The 16,398-nt window shown below is 33.4% G+C and carries 16 protein-coding genes and 6 pseudogenes; 3 read left to right on the top strand and 19 right to left on the bottom strand.

What is annotated here, in order from left to right:
- Positions 1–783 precede the first annotated feature (783 nt).
- Positions 784–2,040, top strand: a complete 1,257-nt coding sequence (locus JFU18_RS26365; protein WP_201050374.1) for an ATP-binding protein — start codon at positions 784–786, stop codon at positions 2,038–2,040.
- 122 nt (positions 2,041–2,162) lie between these two features.
- Here JFU18_RS26365 and JFU18_RS26360 read toward each other — a convergent pair.
- Both JFU18_RS26360 and JFU18_RS26355 read right to left on the bottom strand, forming a co-directional pair.
- Positions 2,163–2,378 (bottom strand): annotated as a pseudogene (locus JFU18_RS26360) (hypothetical protein); the annotation flags it as partial.
- Positions 2,379–2,843: 465 nt separating this feature from the next.
- Entirely contained in the window at positions 2,844–3,062 is a 219-nt protein-coding gene (locus tag JFU18_RS26355) for a hypothetical protein (RefSeq protein ID WP_085311983.1), read from the bottom strand.
- Between the two features lie 365 nt (positions 3,063–3,427).
- On the opposite strand from JFU18_RS26355, the gene JFU18_RS26350 reads away from it, so the two are divergent.
- Both JFU18_RS26350 and JFU18_RS26345 read left to right on the top strand, forming a co-directional pair.
- Positions 3,428–4,528, top strand: a complete 1,101-nt coding sequence (locus JFU18_RS26350) for a response regulator aspartate phosphatase (RefSeq protein WP_085311984.1) — start codon at positions 3,428–3,430, stop codon at positions 4,526–4,528.
- Positions 4,528–4,687: pseudogene (locus JFU18_RS26345) on the top strand (Phr family secreted Rap phosphatase inhibitor). Before JFU18_RS26350 ends, JFU18_RS26345 begins: the two are co-directional and overlap by 1 nt.
- 291 nt (positions 4,688–4,978) lie before the next feature.
- Here the strand turns inward: JFU18_RS26345 and JFU18_RS26340 are convergent.
- The 17 genes and pseudogenes from JFU18_RS26340 to JFU18_RS26265 all read right to left on the bottom strand — a co-directional run bounded on the left by JFU18_RS26340 (position 4,979) and on the right by JFU18_RS26265 (position 16,387).
- Positions 4,979–5,856: pseudogene (locus tag JFU18_RS26340) on the bottom strand (Rpn family recombination-promoting nuclease/putative transposase).
- A gap of 117 nt (positions 5,857–5,973) precedes the next feature.
- A pseudogene (locus tag JFU18_RS26335) lies at positions 5,974–6,135 on the bottom strand (LacI family transcriptional regulator); the annotation flags it as partial.
- Positions 6,136–6,254: 119 nt separating this feature from the next.
- The gene (locus JFU18_RS26330) at positions 6,255–6,482 is read right to left on the bottom strand and encodes a zinc ribbon domain-containing protein (RefSeq protein WP_242486455.1); all 228 of its coding nucleotides are present in this window, start codon (positions 6,480–6,482) and stop codon (positions 6,255–6,257) included.
- A gap of 28 nt (positions 6,483–6,510) precedes the next feature.
- Positions 6,511–7,196, bottom strand: a protein-coding gene (locus tag JFU18_RS26325; RefSeq protein WP_242486456.1) for an IS6 family transposase whose coding sequence is annotated in 2 segments (ribosomal slippage) — positions 6,511–6,899 and positions 6,899–7,196 — 687 coding nt in all. Because the reading frame shifts where the segments join, the coding sequence is not laid out codon by codon here.
- Positions 7,197–7,492: 296 nt separating this feature from the next.
- Positions 7,493–8,356 carry a GH25 family lysozyme gene (locus JFU18_RS26320; protein WP_201034142.1) on the bottom strand — a complete coding sequence of 288 codons (864 nt, stop codon included), beginning with the start codon at positions 8,354–8,356 and terminating at the stop codon, positions 7,493–7,495.
- Positions 8,356–8,595: pseudogene (locus JFU18_RS26315) on the bottom strand (BhlA/UviB family holin-like peptide). The gene JFU18_RS26320 and the pseudogene JFU18_RS26315 overlap by 1 nt, the downstream one beginning before the upstream one ends.
- A gap of 44 nt (positions 8,596–8,639) precedes the next feature.
- Positions 8,640–9,128 carry a phage holin family protein gene (locus JFU18_RS26310; RefSeq protein WP_071731740.1) on the bottom strand — a complete coding sequence of 163 codons (489 nt, stop codon included), beginning with the start codon at positions 9,126–9,128 and terminating at the stop codon, positions 8,640–8,642.
- A 180-nt stretch (positions 9,129–9,308) separates the two neighbouring features.
- Complete coding sequence (ltrA, locus tag JFU18_RS26305) at positions 9,309–10,613, bottom strand: group II intron reverse transcriptase/maturase (RefSeq protein ID WP_201034143.1); 1,305 nt, start codon at positions 10,611–10,613, stop codon at positions 9,309–9,311.
- A 557-nt stretch (positions 10,614–11,170) separates the two neighbouring features.
- Positions 11,171–11,551, bottom strand: coding sequence for a hypothetical protein (locus tag JFU18_RS26300; RefSeq protein WP_236571845.1), 381 nt, complete (start codon positions 11,549–11,551; stop codon positions 11,171–11,173).
- A gap of 15 nt (positions 11,552–11,566) precedes the next feature.
- Positions 11,567–12,502 carry a hypothetical protein gene (locus JFU18_RS26295; RefSeq protein ID WP_201050373.1) on the bottom strand — a complete coding sequence of 312 codons (936 nt, stop codon included), beginning with the start codon at positions 12,500–12,502 and terminating at the stop codon, positions 11,567–11,569.
- A gap of 15 nt (positions 12,503–12,517) precedes the next feature.
- Entirely contained in the window at positions 12,518–12,898 is a 381-nt protein-coding gene (locus tag JFU18_RS26290; protein ID WP_201034145.1) for a hypothetical protein, read from the bottom strand.
- 136 nt (positions 12,899–13,034) lie between these two features.
- A pseudogene (locus JFU18_RS26285) lies at positions 13,035–13,523 on the bottom strand (phage holin family protein).
- Between the two features lie 79 nt (positions 13,524–13,602).
- Positions 13,603–13,974, bottom strand: a complete 372-nt coding sequence (locus JFU18_RS26280; RefSeq protein ID WP_201034146.1) for a hypothetical protein — start codon at positions 13,972–13,974, stop codon at positions 13,603–13,605.
- A gap of 10 nt (positions 13,975–13,984) precedes the next feature.
- Entirely contained in the window at positions 13,985–14,986 is a 1,002-nt protein-coding gene (locus JFU18_RS26275) for a hypothetical protein (protein ID WP_201034147.1), read from the bottom strand.
- An 11-nt stretch (positions 14,987–14,997) separates the two neighbouring features.
- Positions 14,998–15,129, bottom strand: coding sequence for a hypothetical protein (locus JFU18_RS30245; protein WP_274606771.1), 132 nt, complete (start codon positions 15,127–15,129; stop codon positions 14,998–15,000).
- Positions 15,130–15,317: 188 nt separating this feature from the next.
- Positions 15,318–15,935 carry a hypothetical protein gene (locus JFU18_RS26270; RefSeq protein WP_242488457.1) on the bottom strand — a complete coding sequence of 206 codons (618 nt, stop codon included), beginning with the start codon at positions 15,933–15,935 and terminating at the stop codon, positions 15,318–15,320.
- A 62-nt stretch (positions 15,936–15,997) separates the two neighbouring features.
- Positions 15,998–16,387, bottom strand: a complete 390-nt coding sequence (locus JFU18_RS26265) for a hypothetical protein (RefSeq protein ID WP_201034149.1) — start codon at positions 16,385–16,387, stop codon at positions 15,998–16,000.
- Positions 16,388–16,398: the final 11 nt, after the last annotated feature.

The raw sequence follows: 16,398 nt of genomic DNA, 5'->3' as shown, positions 1-16,398 counted from the left end.
AATACTAGAATAACGGTAGTTGGAGTACGGAAACGATTCTTGGCATGAAGGACCACTACAAAGATATTTTCAGATTGAATATATGTATTAATAATGAAATTTTATTGCATTTACACCTGCAATGTTTATATAAAAGATAGTAAATTATGTTTTTATAGGATTTTTTCTATTAGTTTACTGGAAATTTGCATTATTATGTGACAATAAATATCATTGTATTTAATATAAAATGATATAAAAAAGGGGTACGTAGATAATTATTAGAACTTTCAATTAATTAATTATACTAAAATTAGTATTAAGAATATTAGTAAAAAAGGAACAACTTTATTACAAAGTTCGAATATTGGTCTAAGTACCCTAGCATCTCAATGGTAACCTCTTGAATACTTTTACGTTTTTAAATAAATTAAAATAACAAAAAAATAATAATTTTTAATTTTTTCTTTGTAATTTAATAAGTTGCATGTTAATATGGCGAAGGTTATAAAATGGATTTCGCCATACACAATGTTTTTTCGGAATATTCACTCCAGAGAAACGTAACTATTTCAGTAATTTGCTTCATCTTTTACCTATACAAGGGCTACTTTCAATTTTTTGTATAAGTAAAAGTAACTTTTTATTTCTATCTTCCTCATCGATTTTAATATAAATGGTAAAAAAGCACTTTTTCAAGTGCCCTTCCTTTTCTTTTTTAAAGATAGAAAATCTAATAAAATCAAACACCTAGATTAAACACATACATAATCCTACTTACAAACTCTCAGAGAGGTATAAACTATGGGAATTCCTACACTATTATTAAATACATTTATTATTATTATTTGTATCCTTAGTTACCAAGTATTTTGGCTAGAACATAAAGAAAAAATGGCATGTAATAATATATTAATTTCTGTACTTTCCTCCATTGCAATTAGTTTTTGTATGACTTTTCCTTTTCATTTACACGCTGGGTTCATTTATGATTTACGTTTTATTCCCATTATATTAGTTTTTCTATATGGAAATACAAAGAGCATTATTTGTATTGGAGTTTTATATCTTTCTTATAGATTTTACTTAGGTGGAAGCGGAGTCTTCCCATCATTTATTATCTTTACTATTATTTCTGTTATTACAATCATGTTTCGTTACTTGTCACCTACTTATTTCAAGGAAAAGAAGATATTATTAAGTATTCTACTTAGTCTGATATGTACAACTTCCCTTTCTATCTGCGGTATTGTAACGCAAATAAATACAGGTGGTAAAATTGACTCTACTCTCATTGAATTTTCATTCAATTATATAATCATAAATATTTTCACAGTATTATTATCAGTTTATTTAATAGAAGGAATGATCGAGAAATATAAAATAAAAGAAAGAATGCAAAGAGCAGAAAAATTTTATATAGCTAGCGAACTAGCTGCATCTATCGCGCATGAAATTCATAATCCACTGACCACGGTACGTGGATTCACTCAATTACTAAATGAAGATGAGAGTGCTAAGATGTCTCAAGATAAGTACTTAGAAATTATGTTACTTGAAATGCAGCAAATACAATCTACTATTAATAACTATTTATCTTTAACCAAACCACAAAACATTATAAAAGAGGAACTAGATATTAATTACATATTAAATCAAGTGAAAGATAATATTTCACCACTCGCTCTTTCATATAATGTTGAAATAAAACAGCATATTACAACAGATTCCCTTTACATAAATGCTAATACTGAAAAATTAAAAATATGTCTAACCAACATCATACAAAATGGAATTGAGGCTATGAAAAATGGTGGCGTATTACAAATAAATATACAAAAAATAAAAGATAATATTGTAATTGATATTATTGATACAGGAATAGGAATGTCTTCCCAACAAATAAAACGTATTGCCTTGCCATTTTATTCAACAACAGAAAAAGGTACTGGGCTTGGTACTATGATTGCGTACAGTATTATTAAAGAATTAAACGGAGATATAGAGATAGAAAGTGAACTAGGAAAAGGAACACACTTTTCTATCACTATCCCCTGCTAATATAATAGAAGATTTATTTAAATGATATTATTTTGTGGCTAATATACCCATATAAAAAGAGGACGTAACTATTCGTCCTCTTTTTGTATGGTTCTGGTTCAAAAATAAAATACAAATGAAGTTACTACAGAAAGGATAAGGAAAATAACATCAAAAAATGCAGGTACACTCGCATAGATTGCACCATCTATTTTATCTCCCCCATCTTTTATTACATCACTGCCTCCATTAAACAAAGAACCAAACCAGTCTACAATCCAATCGGTCATCCAAGAAATATCGAATGGTAAATCTTCATTTTTTATTTGTGTAGGAGCAACTGAGTTGAAAATTTTCAAATTCTCCTCCCCTTCATTAAAAATTACCCCCTTTACTTTAAGTATATAAATTTCCTTAACCAAAACTAAGAAAGTATTAAATCATACTTGATTAAATAAAAGAACCACACTTATGATTAGAAATTTCATTTGTTACATTTGTACACTCGCTTTTTGATAACTATCCGTTGCATTTAGCTTTGTCCCTATTTTGGAATAAGTAAAAAAGTACCCATCCAATTGTGATACACATAATAATTGGATGGGTACTTCATTACACATTCTTTATTCTGTTTTTATTGACATAGACGAGGTTTATACATTTCATGGTGATACAAACTGAAGTACCGAATAAAATAATTCTTAAATATTACTACATAATTCACTCGATTTAAGAAAATAAAATTTCACAAACCTTCGATGATAACTTCTTGGTTTATCGGATAGAACATATGTATGGAAAAATGCAACATAATATCGGTTTTTCTAACCTTGTAAATGACTTAATATATATCTTTGCGTATTTATGTCTTGGCGTTTTAATGCCGTTACTAATTCTCGATTAACATCTGATACAAGTAATGGTTCTCCATATATATCAAATAATCTTATACCCAATTTACTTAGAATCCGTATATTATTAAGATTCCTACTCTCTTGTGTATAACTAATAATATTGCGTAAATTAATCCCGAAACTTATCATAAATTAACGCTCCCTCTTCAATTTAAATAGATATGGATATACTTCTATTTATTTTCGAGGAATCCCTTGAAGCTTAATAAGCCCTATATATTTCTCAATACCATAACAGTATAAGCTCTCTCTTTTTCTACTATAGTGCTACGCCACCTCTTATAAGAAGTATTCAATAGGTAACAGTTAATAAATCAAAAAAATCCATTAACGAAACTTGTACTGTCTTAACTATACTTTTTCAAATTTACAAGCATGGACGATCAAATAGTTCAGAATATTCTGTATATTAATGAAAAAAATCGTAGTTAAATTTAATGTATCTATTTCCTGTTATTATCAGAATAAGCCTTTACAGAGAAATGGGGGATATTATGACTGTTCAAGAAAAAAGTAATAAGCAATTGATGGAATTATTACATGAATGGTATGAAGAAATTCGTTTATATCATGTAAAAGAAGCACAACAGACATATCTACAAATAAAAGAACGTTTAAAGGAAATAGAAATAGACCAATATGTATCATTCTATTATTCCCTACTGAATTTTAGATATAAAGTCTTGGTAGATGGAATGAGTATTACAAAAGATTCTTTTAATCAAATAGAAAAACTCCCTAATATCAAAGAGGAATTTTCATTTTTAGCTTACTATTATTATTGCTTTAAGGCAATCCACTCTACAATTTTAGCAAATTATACTGAAGCGAAAACACACTATGAAAAGGCAGAAGAACTTTTAATTGATATACCTGATGAAGTAGAAAAAGCCGAGTTTGAGTATAGATTTTCAACTTACTGTTATCAATCTTATCAACCATTCGAAGCGATTCAACATGTAGTAAAAGCCAAAGAAATATACCGGAATCATGTAGGCTATGAAATTAATATTGCTTTATGCGACAATGTATATGGACTGGCTTGTATAGATCTAAGAGAATTTGAAAGAGCGGAAGAATGTCTCAATACGGTTATTGATGTTTTTAAGAAGTATGATGAAGAACAATTATTATTACGAGTACGATCCAATTTAGGCTGGTTATATAATATTCAAGATTTATATCCATTGGCGATTAGACAGAGTTCTGAAATTATAAATACCATACCGAACCATTTTAAAGCATTATTTGTCTTAGCAAGAGCATATTATAAATTAGAAGGCGTTGAAACAGCAAAAGCATATATCGAGCAAGGAATAAAGTATACAAATGAATCAGGAAATGAGGAATATAAGCATCGTTTCGCAGTTTTAAATGAACTAATCACAGAACTACCTAGAATTAAATTAGAAAAAGTAGTTACTGATGCAATTTCTTATTTTGAAAAAGAGGACATGTGGGATTGTGTAAAAGAATATGCAGAGATTTTAGCACTCCAATTTTACGAAGCAAATAATCATGTTAAAGCGAGCAAATATTTCTATATTAGCAATAATGCTGATAAGAAACATTTGAGAAAAGGAGCGTTAAAGTAATGAAAAAAATAAAAAAAGTGTTATTAAGTATGGTAGTAGTAAGTGCATTAGCATGTAGCATGATCAGTTTAAATGTATCACAACACTCTTCGTTTAATGGTGGAGATACGCCAAGCACCAACAAAACCGATTGTCTCTAGTGGCGTATCTATTGATTAACGTAATACATTTTTCTCACTTTAAAAACCAGAAAATTCAGCCTCTTAATCTTTAAAAAATGTTGAATAAAATGGATAAAATATTGAACCCCTAGTCCGAAACATATTTGTTTCGGACTATTCACGTTCTTCTTTCAACTTTTCTATATAATTGTGAGCAGAATGAAAAATATTAAAAAGTTGATTGAGAAAAAGCACTGCTAAAATCTTCAGCAATGCTTTTCTATTAAACGTACCATGAAAATGAGCGTCTACTTTCTTTTATTCATGAGTACTATAGGTTCATATATATTTACTTTAATTTCAAGATACGTTCTATTTCCTCTACACTCAACTTACTTGCTTTTGCAATAGTTGCAAGCGGTACACCAATTTCATGCATCCCTCGAATATCTTACCTTGCTCAATGCCTTTTTCCATACCCTCTTGTTCTGCATGTGCTAGCTTAGCTTGTTCATCTAGAAGCAATTTCTCTCGAGCTTCATATGCTGTTCGGAAAGTAGAATCATGGCTCATATTTTCCCATTTATTTATTGCCTTTTGTAAAATTGGATCTTGATTCATTGCAATCTCCTCCAATGTTTGAGTTAAATGTTCATCTTCATGCGCTGGTAATAATAACATCCAACGAACAAATGTATTTTCCCAAGGGTTTACTTTTTCTTCACGCCATTGTTTTACCAATTTCGGTATCTCTACAAAATGGATTTCAATGTCGTCACTTAATAGCTGCTGCATTTTTGTATTCCATAATTGTCCGATGGTATGAAATGCATCATCCTGAGAAAATAAAATAAAATCTAGTAAGTTAATCGTAATTGTTTTTCGGAGTGAACGATATGGCATCCCTTCTTGCATTTGGGATGTATAAAGTTTACTCCAATAATATAAAGATCGCTTCACCATATCATGTGTATTTCGAAGCTGAATTTCTATATTTACTTGTGCCCCATTATCTAGTGTTGCTAATAGGCCTAAAATCGATAACTTATCATCTTCATAAGATTTATGGAGATGTGGATCATCTAGTTGTAGCGATGTAATTGGTGCATCTAAAGATTACTCTAGAATTGCATTTAAGAAACCTGTTAAAATTCCCTCATTTCCTTTTGTTCCAAATAACTGTTTAAAAGCAAAATCAATGCGTAAATTTACTAATTTAGTGGACATGGATTTTCTCTCCCTGTCTATATCATCTCTTATTCTTATTGTACATAAAAAAAGGTAGGACATGCAAACAGGCTCTTATGCTATTTCACATAAAAACCTGCCTAAATCCACAAAAAAGGGATGATCTACGGTAAATAAAACAAGCGGCAAATCTCGATTTACTATTTTTTCAACAAGTTTATGATCATTTAGTTCCGTTGCAATAATTATGCCATCTACTTGCTTTTTAAATAATAAATTGATGTATTCGTGATCACGTTTTGTTTGATGGTCTGTACTACTTGAACTACCCCCACTTACTAGCTAACGCTCCTTGAAGTGGGGGATTCCTAGATACAGAAGCCTATCGGCTTCTAATTCATTAGGCTATCCCCACCGTCCCGGCGGTTCTATTCTTTCTAGCAGCCCATTTCTACTAACACTAAATCCCGTATATTCAAAGCTGCATTCACATCTGCATTACCTTTGTAGCCACAACTTACACACTCAAACTCTGATTGACTTTTCCTATTCTCTTTAGAGACATGTTCACATTTACTACATGTTTGTGAGGTACAGTGTGGGTTTACTGCTATGACCTTCTTTCCATACCACAAGGGGTTCTGCTGCAAAGTTTGAAAAAGCATAAACAGGTTGGTAAATGAGGAACAATGTTTAGGAAGTAGCTAGTAATTGTTGAAGTTCATTGTACGTTGAAAAGGCGGAGTCTCTTTGAAGACTTCGCCTTTGTTTATATAGGGCATGAATGGTTTCGATTCCTTTGATTGTACGTGAAGCATGACGAAGATTTTGAAATCCTGCGGATTTAACAAAACGTCGCTTGATATGTCTATGGTCCTGTTCGATGAGATTATTGAAATGCTTAACGGTGCAATGTTTCGTATGCACATAAAAACCGTTATTTTTCAGTTTTTTGAGCGCACAAAGTAGGGCTGGAGCCTTGTCTGTTGTGAGAACCGTTGGTTCTCCAAAAGTTTTCACTAACCTTTTCATAAACATATAGGCGGCTTGATGATCCCTTGTTTTACGAAGTTGGATATCCAGGTGTACCCTTCTCGATCAATCGCACGATAAAGATAACACCACTCTCCTTTGACTTTGATGTAGGTCTCATCTAAATGCCATACGAAATGTGCTGATTTATTTTTCTTCTTCCAAATTTGATAAATTAAATCTCCATATTCATGAACCCAACGCATGATGGTTGTAGGATGAACCGATATTCCACGTTCTCTCAAAAGTTCAGATACATCGCGATAACTTAAAGAAAAACGACAATAGTAGCCTACGGCTACCAAAATAATACCTTTTTTAAATTGTTTTCCTTTAAAGTATCCCATGTATCATTCGCCTCATCTCAATTTCCCTACAGTTTAGCTCAGCTCAAAAAACTTTGCAACAGAACCGTCGACTAAAAGTAATTGATAAGATGAATAATTCTGGTCCAACAGAAATTAGTGCAAGTTTACCTGTTTCATTGAAAGTTATAACTAACCCTATAAATTATACATTCATTAAAGTAAAACTTATTTTGGATGATGAATTTGAAGAGAAAAAACATTGAACTACACCCCTGGAAATACTAAATTTGCAAATTAATATCAAAAAAGCCGACTCAGTTATGAAGTGACCCTTTTTATTTCATTTTAATATATTCGTAAAACCATTTTCCTTCAGGTCTATTGTCCATCCAAGCTGTAATCTTATCAAGCTCACCATTTGGTAACACTTCGGTTTGCAAGTATGCTAAACCAGTTAATGGATCAGAAATAACTTGTCCTTTAGTTCCACGCTCATTCATAGCATTTAGAGCTTCTTGAACCAATGAAATACCAAAGCCACCAGATTTAACATATTGATAGCCGCCATTAGCAACAGATTGTTTTGATTGTTTCTCTCCGGTAAACCAATCCAGCGTTTTGTTACCTTGCAATAAATTAATATCCACTTTTCCAATACCATCAATATAACCATTATCGGTATATTGCCAAATGTCACAAGTATAGGATGGTTTCTTCTGTGGACTACCGTCATTTGTTCCGTATCGTGGTAACCAAATAAAGTCAGCTTGTACACTTTGTAAATTATAGTCACCGTACATATGGTGTGCTACATAAAATCCTACTTTCCAACCTGCAGCTTTACATGTATCAATAAAAGCTTGTGATGCCTTAGCTAAATCACTAAGGTTACCTTTGCTTTTCATTGACTTTACTGTGTCATCTTCCACATCTAATACAAGGAATTTAGCATTAGGATTTACCCTTGCTAAAAAATCCTTAGCTTCCACAATTGCATCTGCTACTGATACGAAACATCCATAAGCATATGCAGCATGTGGAATACCGTATTGTTCTGATTTGGCTACATGCTCATTATATAAATGATCTACTAGATTTGAACCATATTGTACCCTAGCAATTACTAAATCTAATTGCGCTGCTGCTACATCCCAATTAATACTTCCATTCCATTTTGAAATATCTACAATGTGTCCCATTACTGAACATCTCCTCCAAATAGTTTTTGTTTAATTCCTTTTACGTCTTTAGAAATAGGTCCAAGAACTCTTGCCTATTCTTCAATAACTTCCTGTTTCTTTTGAATAACAGCTTGGTACTGCGCTTCACGCTGTTCATTCTTTTTCTGTGTAGTAAAAAGCATCCACACAAATAATGCTGCACATGCCCCTGTTGAATAACTGAAATAAAATCTTGATAAACAAAAAGAGCACCTCAATTGAGACTGCTCCTTTTGCTATCATTATTTAAATTGGTCTTTATTTAATTTTTTTCTTTTCTAGATTCCGATCTTCTAATTTTCGCTTCAATTTCTGAAGATACACTTTCTAACAACCAAGTAGGAATCCATCTATCCCAGCCAATCCGTACACAATTGGCTGTAAAGCTATTAAAAATATGATAAATCAAACCACCCGTTACCATAAAATAGAAAAACTCTGGTAGTTTAAATGCAATATCAAATAAATGCGCTAAAGAAGGTAATAAAAAAAGCACCACAGTTCGTGCAATGCCTTCAATTCCATATTGTGATGAATACGTACCATCTAATTTTGAAGCCTTACTACCAGTTATCCAATCTAATACAACTACCCATACCAAAATGATAATCCAAATTAAATTAGATTTACCATATAAAAAATTAAATATAGTTCCCAATCCCCCACTAATTACAGAAGCAACTTTAAATTGGGTGGTATTAATAACATCCAATACATTTAATGTTTTTACAAGCTCATGAATCCGTTCCAAACTTTCACCCCCTTTTTTACATTTCAAAGCGTAGAGTAGAAAACTGAAACAGATTAAATTTTCTTTAGGGATGGCTTTGCCATCCCTTTTCTGTTTCAGCTTCCCCTCATCAAACCGTACGTGAGGTTTTCCCTCATACGGCTTTCCGATGTTCTTCCTTCTTTGGCGTTCAGTTTTGTTCTATCCTCCTACTTTCACGAGTGTATATGTTGTTTTCTTCATCAAGTCCTTGATACGACCATGTTTCTTTCGAACATTTCTTTTCTTATTCCAAAAAAGGTTAAGTCGTTCTAGGACGTACCAGTCTATTTTACAGAGCCACCTCTGTCCAATTGAAGATAAGCTATAATAATTCTTGAATCCTTGCAGAATTCTATTTAAACCTTTCACCATCTCTTCCAATTGTAGATACAGTTTGTTCCTCGGCTCTGTGTATCTTTTAATGCGTTCCCGCATTTTCTTCATGGCTTTCTGGCTCGGAATATGTGCCATCACATGCACTTTCTTCCCGCCTTTCACATGTTTAGGGTATTTTCGGTGGTGAAATCCTAGAAAATCAAATCCCTCGTTTCCATCCCACGTATTCACTAGCTTCGACTTTTCTGTATGGATTGTAAGTTCTAACTTATTCATAATGGATTGTAGTATCCGAATACTCTCTAATGCTTGTTGTTTTGTTTGACATACGATGACAAAGTCATCCGCATATCGAATTAGTTCCCCCAAATGTTTACACTTCTTTTCCCAAATGGTATCCATATAGTTTAAATATATATTAGAAAGTAATGGAGATATCACGCCACCTTGTGGTGTACCTAATGTCGTTTCATGAAATTGCGCATGTTCCATGATTCCCGCTTTCAACCATTTTCTAATGAGTTTTAACACTCTTCGGTCACTGATTCTTCTTTCTACAAGCCTCATTAATTTGTCATGATTAATATTGTCAAAGTATCCTTGTATGTCTACATCTACAATCCAATGAGATGTTTTACTCGCTTTCCGTATCTTCGATATCGCTTGATGTGCGTTTCGTTTCGGGCGAAATCCATACGAACAGTCTTGAAAATCGGCTTCGAAGATGGGTTCTATCACCAATTTCGTTGCCATTTGTACAACCCTATCCTTGATCGTGGGAATTCCAAGCGGTCTTTGTTTTCCATCACCTTTTGGAATATACATTCTTCTTACAGCTTGTGGATGGTAGGATTTACTTTTCAATTCTATATATAATTCATTGAGAAAGTTTCGTTCTCCATATTGATACACGATTTCTTCAATCGTCTGTCCATCAATTCCACCGCTCCCTTGATTCCGTTTTACCCTTCTCCATGCTTCAGCCAATATGTCAGGACGATATATTTTGTCATACAACGCGTGAAACCTACGATTTGAACTTTCTTTGGCACAAAGATATAAAGTCTTCCAAAGTTCTTGAGCTTTTACATCAGTGTAGTTAGCTAGTTTTCCGAAGCATTCACTCACTCTTACCTCCTTCCAACTTATGAACAAAGTAGAGGTCCTTCCCTACATAACGTTGTGTTGTCGTTATGATATTCAGTACTATGACCTCCTCCGACTCCCTCTTTACAGTCCACCATTTCGTATATGCTTATAGGTTTCCTCTCTCCTTTCTGAAAGAAAGGGCAAAGGAGGGTCTCCCCAGTTCCAGACACTACTTTCTCAACATACCGCCCTCCGTACCCCGAGGGATTCTTCGATGTCGTATTTCCAAGTTCTTCACATCTTCCATGGTCTTCGCCCATATTCACCAGGCTCGACTTCCCTTTGTCCTATTGCTAGGTTGCTTTTAACGAGGCGGCAAGGTTCACTTTATGTTACGGTCTGTTGATTCGCTCGCACTTCTAGTAGAAGTTACTTTGTCACAGGGCTTCAACCTTAGGATTTCTCCACCAGCTGCCTGTCAGCTACTAGGCGACTTGGCTCTTACCTAGGCTGGACTTTCACCAGCAAGCAGTGCCCAGCTTAGCTGGGCACGCAAAATAAAAAAGCCTGCTTTGGCACGCTCGATTTTGATAAAGTTATATGTTCATTTTCTTCCACGCATACTCTAGTGGTTCAGTTCGTGGTGGCTTCATTACTTCTTTTTCAGTAGTTCCTTTCTTACCTTGTGATAAATTGTGCATAACACCTTGACGGGTGGAAATCTGCCTAATACCTGTTCGTATCCAATCATCGGGATTTAAAATACCCCCTTGATGTGTTAGGAGTTGCCTAACGCCTGTATGTGAAAAATCGATTGGATTAACAATAACCCCTTGACGATGTGTATTGATTTCACGTATTCCATCATGATATAGCGTTGTTGGAGATATGATTATACCCTGATGTGTATTAATTTCGCGTGTTCCCGTACGGTATAGATTTGTTGGAGATATGATCATACCTTGAAGTACTGCCATATACTTACCTCCTACTTATTCAATCCGTAAAGCTACATAGTAATCACTAAATGAATTAAATTGATTAGCTATAGGGGCCGACGTGTAAAATAATTTGTACTTATGAATTTCCCCATTTTCAACAATCTCTGTAATATCACCATAAATAAAACCGCTACCTTTATAGATGTAAAAGCCATCGTACTTCCCTCTAAATCCTTCACGACTATCTCCCATGTATAAAGGAGTGAAAACTATCTTTCCTTCATTAGAGGGTGCCTTTAGAAGGACTTTATCCCAATAAAATGTAGAGTTTGTATCAGAATATGGAACGGAACCTGAAAATTTACTTCTATCAGTTATATGTGTAGCTGTTTGACCGCGAGAACCGCAGCTAAACATAACACTGAACGGGCAAGAATACGGTGAAAATAATTCCGGTTGATAGTATTCGTCTGGAAGGCCTATAAAACCAATCACTGTCTTTCCTTTGTGAGATGGGATTTCATCATCATTTGCATATACACAATAAATAACAGTATCTTTATCGACGTATAGATATAGGTCAACCATATATTTTTCATAATTTAAAGCAATTGCCCCACTAGAATAATTTGCTTTCCCCTGATGGAATACTAAAGGGAACCAAGCTTCTTCTCCAGTTCCACTCCCACCCTCTTTATCGTAACCTCTGATTAGTCTGTAACTACCATCTGTATATTTCACATTCGGTTCTCTTATGTCATACTGACTTGATAATGAAGAATTTTTTGCAAGATTATCATAAGGACGCAGCTCAATATAATTGTTTTTGGTTCCATCATTACCTGTAGAATACATAACAAAAATATTATTCTTATCCGGTTTGTCAGCATTTAATTGCTGCCATCCAGCCTTTTTCATTTCATCGATAATCTTCATAAAGACTTCTCTGCGCTCTAGTCTGTGTAACTTACAAATTCTATTTGTCATTTTATATGTTCCTCCCTAATTTAAACGTATTGCTTTCATAGAAACATTAAAAGTAGAGTTTGCTACGTCCCTATTTTCTATATAAAGATTTACCTTGTTTGTATGATCTTTATCCTCACAAGGAATAGCCAAAATATCATATATTCTTTTTTCTGATAAGCTTTTATAAATCTGATTTCCATTCTCTTTTTGATCGTACATAAATAACATTGCTTCAACGTTTGAATCATTTGTAACTTGAATCGTACGAATATCGTATTTGTTACACCCTACATCCAGTGACGTATATAAAACTTTCCCTGGTTCAATTGTAATTTGTACATTCCTCTCAATAAGGATTGATGGTGTAATCTCACTTTCGTATGTATATCTATATAATTTCATTGCAGTTCCCATATTGTATTCACCTCAATTATGTTTTAGATGAACATTAAAATAAATTGGTTCAAATGCTAGGACATTTGTATCCTTCACAACCTTTACCCAAAAATCTCGCATACTTTGTGCAGCTACTGAATCAATCTGTATTTATTTAATTTTTTTCTTTTCTAGATTTTGATCTTCTAATTTTCGCCTCAATTTCAGAAGATACACTTTCTAACAATCAAGTAGGAATCCATTTATCCCAGACTAATCCGTACACAATTGGCTGTAAAGCTATTAAAAATATGATAAATTAAACCACCAATTACCATAAAAAAGAAAAACTCTGGTAGTTTAAATGCAATATCAAATAAATACGCTAAAGAAGGTAATAAAAAAGCACCACAGTTCGTGCAATGCCCTCAATTCCATATTGTGATGAATACGTACCATCTAATTTTGAAGCCTTACTACCAGTTATCCAATCTAATACAACTATCCATACCAAAATAATAATCCAAATTAAATTAGATTTACCATATAAAAAATTAAATATAGTGCCCAATCCCCCACTAATTACAGAAGCAACTTTAAATTGGGTGGTATTAATAACATCCAGTACATTTAACGTTTTGACAAGTTCATGAATCCGTTCCAAACTTTCACCCCCCTTTTACATTTCAAAGCAAAATAAAAAAGCCTGCTTTGGCACGCTATTGTTTTAATTTGTAATTATTTTACTTGCTATACGTTCGCTTTTTCCATGGTGATTCTAATGGTTCTTTTCTTGGTAAATTCTGCTCATAAATTTCTTCTTTTGATAAAAATGAGTTCTGCAAAAAGAATCCTTCTGTATCCCTGGGAGTTACTCGAACACCACCAAGGTAGAAAAACCGTACAAAGTAATCACCTTCCTCATTAAGCATACTGATTGCTTCACCATCACCATACCATACTGCCGGAAATTCACTCATCGTATTCTTCTGAGATAATTTATCACCAGAATAATAAGTTGTAAGAACAAACTCACTAGCTCTATTAAGATATATTTTTGAATAGTTATTTTGAACTAACAAAGGAGTGAAATACTGAGCTTTAAATACCTCCATTAATATCCCCCTACCCTATTCTAATTGCTATGTTATTACCAAAAAATGAACCTGTATATTTATAATTAGAGTCACTACCAAAATATCCAGAAGGATGGACTATATATAAATAACGTTCTATATTATTCTCAGTGGTCACCTCAATAATATCACCATTTGCTATTTTACCATTAGAAGGACACATCTTTATAAATCCTAATTTACCTCTTAATCCTTCCGTTGGTATATTTAAATAAAAGTCCGTAAGATACATCATACCTTCGGGTCCTGGACTTATCCCCATATAGTCGAACCTTGCATAATATGGACTATTATTAGTAATAACATTTGCAGGTTTATCCATTATAATATACGGATAATTGTCTGCCCCCCATTTTGAATCAACGTTGTAATAAGAAGTTGATGACGCAGCATGAATAACAAATGAGTAACTTGGTTCATTCCTCTCTTCCAAGTAAGACTCTTCTGGTATTCCAAAAAAGTTAATATGAGGTTGAATAACATACCCCCATGCCTGATAACTTGATCCCCCTGGCTTATACGTAGTAAAATCATTATTGTCAGGTACGGTTACAAATATTACTCGATCCAAATCACAATAGTAGTAGTAATCTACTTTAATATCAGAACGCATAGAGATATATCCAGACGAGGAAGTGGAAGGATATCTACCATTGAAGAAATTAAATCTTTGATAGCTAGAACCACCTACCCCCGTTTTCTTCTCGTCATCCCAGTTTGTAAAGTATCGATATAAACAGTTTGATCCATAGTTACCTCTTCTTATATCATAGCTGGTATTATCAAATACGTTAGTACCTTCATATGGAATAAATTCAATATACATAGGGGTATTTCCTAAACTACCTTTTGAGTGAAGTACTACACTACCGTCAGCCGACACCTTAATGCCTTCATTCATAACTTTCCAACCTACGTCCTTCATTATATTAATAAACGTATCAAATAACCCGGATTTTGTCGTTGAACCCTTCGTAAAAATAGCTTCCATTTTATATCACCTCATTCTACTCGAATTGCTACTGCTTGTGTAGGGAACGATGTATAGGTCTGATCAGCCGCTCCCAGTGTTGTATAGCGATATCTTTGAACTTCGCTATTAATCGTAATTTGAATAATATCACCATCAAGCATCCCCCCCGGCGGTAATGCGTATACTCTCCCTAGCCGTGCACGCATTCCGATATTGTTACCATAACTAATAAATATTTCACTTAAACAAAACTTATTATCTAGGTTTGGTGACATTTGAGGTATTAAACTGTTTACAGAATGTGGTTGGCTTGTTAAAGTAGCTAATTCTGGTAGATTTTTCGGGTTGTCTACAACCCGGATACGCTTAGAACCAATCGTTGTCCCGAAGCATGACCACTATTAGCATAAATTCCACCTGAAAATGGTTTAGTGTAGTTTCGTTGAGCTTCCTCCACAAACGACTGTTCAGGAAAGCCAAAGTACATAATAGTATTTTCTTTTCCTGTATATTTAAATGGTAAAATAACAAAGATAACACAATCCTTATCTGCATAGTAATAATAATCAATATCCCAGTTTAACTCGTAACCTGCACGATTGTAGTTACTTCCATTTTGCCACGTATCATATCTCCGCCCTGGAAAGAATGCTAATGTATCCCATTGGTCTCCACTACGGAAACCTATAGAATTGTTTGCAGGATCTTTTGTAACACAGCCTAATCTAAAAACTCCATCTGCATATGTTGTCTTTCGAATATCTGCAGCAGATACATAGCCATCCTCCCAACATAAATTAATAGCAAAATGCCTGTTACCATTTTTACCGTTTGTGTACAAAACGGGATATGAAGTTGGTGTATCTTCGTTATGGTATATCCAACCTGCATTTTTCATAATATTAATTAACATTTCAAACAATTCAGATTTCTTGCAAGTTCCTTTTGTAAAAATAGCTTTTGTCATAAATTATCCTCCTCACTGTTTCTATTGATAACCCAAAACTACTTGTATATATAAAACTTACTTTATACTAACGTCGTTACTTTTAATACCACAGTATACAACGAAGGAACATTACTAAAATTTTCAATAAACAGGTGACAAGAATTTGTTTGATCTTTATCGTCACAAGGAATATTGATTATATCGTATGTTCTTTTTTCTTTAATACTGCTGTACTGAATTTGCCCATCTTTTTGTTTATCAAAAATTGTACACTCATAATCATTATTTGCTGTATTTTCAATAAAGATTGTCCTAAGTTCATACTTGTTTATACCTAGTTCAATAGGTATATACTTCTTTTCATTACTATTAATCTCAACCTTTACTTTTTTTTCGATAAGCTTTGGAAAAATATTTTCTGTTTGTTCTTCTTGCTTGTAATATCGATTTACGACCATTGATGTTCCCATCTCTTCACCTC

The organism is Bacillus sp. TH22 (assembly GCF_016651015.1).
In the GTDB taxonomy this organism is placed as follows: Bacteria; Bacillota; Bacilli; order Bacillales; family Bacillaceae_G; genus Bacillus_A; species Bacillus_A mycoides.
Note: the sequence above shows the minus strand (reverse complement) of the source record. Positions and strands in the feature narration are given on the sequence as shown.

What these genes read in the sequence shown, in the direction of transcription:
- JFU18_RS26365 (WP_201050374.1), top strand. Translation starts at nt 784, where the DNA reads ATGGGAATTCCTACACTATTATTAAATACATTTATTATTATTATTTGT.
- JFU18_RS26355 (WP_085311983.1), bottom strand. Translation starts at nt 3,062, where the DNA reads ATGATAAGTTTCGGGATTAATTTACGCAATATTATTAGTTATACACAA.
- JFU18_RS26350 (WP_085311984.1), top strand. Translation starts at nt 3,428, where the DNA reads ATGACTGTTCAAGAAAAAAGTAATAAGCAATTGATGGAATTATTACAT.
- JFU18_RS26330 (WP_242486455.1), bottom strand. Translation starts at nt 6,482, where the DNA reads ATGCTTTTTCAAACTTTGCAGCAGAACCCCTTGTGGTATGGAAAGAAG.
- JFU18_RS26320 (WP_201034142.1), bottom strand. Translation starts at nt 8,356, where the DNA reads ATGGGACACATTGTAGATATTTCAAAATGGAATGGAAGTATTAATTGG.
- JFU18_RS26300 (WP_236571845.1), bottom strand. Translation starts at nt 11,551, where the DNA reads ATGGCAGTACTTCAAGGTATGATCATATCTCCAACAAATCTATACCGT.
- JFU18_RS26295 (WP_201050373.1), bottom strand. Translation starts at nt 12,502, where the DNA reads ATGACAAATAGAATTTGTAAGTTACACAGACTAGAGCGCAGAGAAGTC.
- JFU18_RS26290 (WP_201034145.1), bottom strand. Translation starts at nt 12,898, where the DNA reads ATGGGAACTGCAATGAAATTATATAGATATACATACGAAAGTGAGATT.
- JFU18_RS26280 (WP_201034146.1), bottom strand. Translation starts at nt 13,974, where the DNA reads ATGGAGGTATTTAAAGCTCAGTATTTCACTCCTTTGTTAGTTCAAAAT.
- JFU18_RS26275 (WP_201034147.1), bottom strand. Translation starts at nt 14,986, where the DNA reads ATGGAAGCTATTTTTACGAAGGGTTCAACGACAAAATCCGGGTTATTT.
- JFU18_RS30245 (WP_274606771.1), bottom strand. Translation starts at nt 15,129, where the DNA reads ATGCTTGATGGTGATATTATTCAAATTACGATTAATAGCGAAGTTCAA.
- JFU18_RS26270 (WP_242488457.1), bottom strand. Translation starts at nt 15,935, where the DNA reads ATGACAAAAGCTATTTTTACAAAAGGAACTTGCAAGAAATCTGAATTG.
- JFU18_RS26265 (WP_201034149.1), bottom strand. Translation starts at nt 16,387, where the DNA reads ATGGGAACATCAATGGTCGTAAATCGATATTACAAGCAAGAAGAACAA.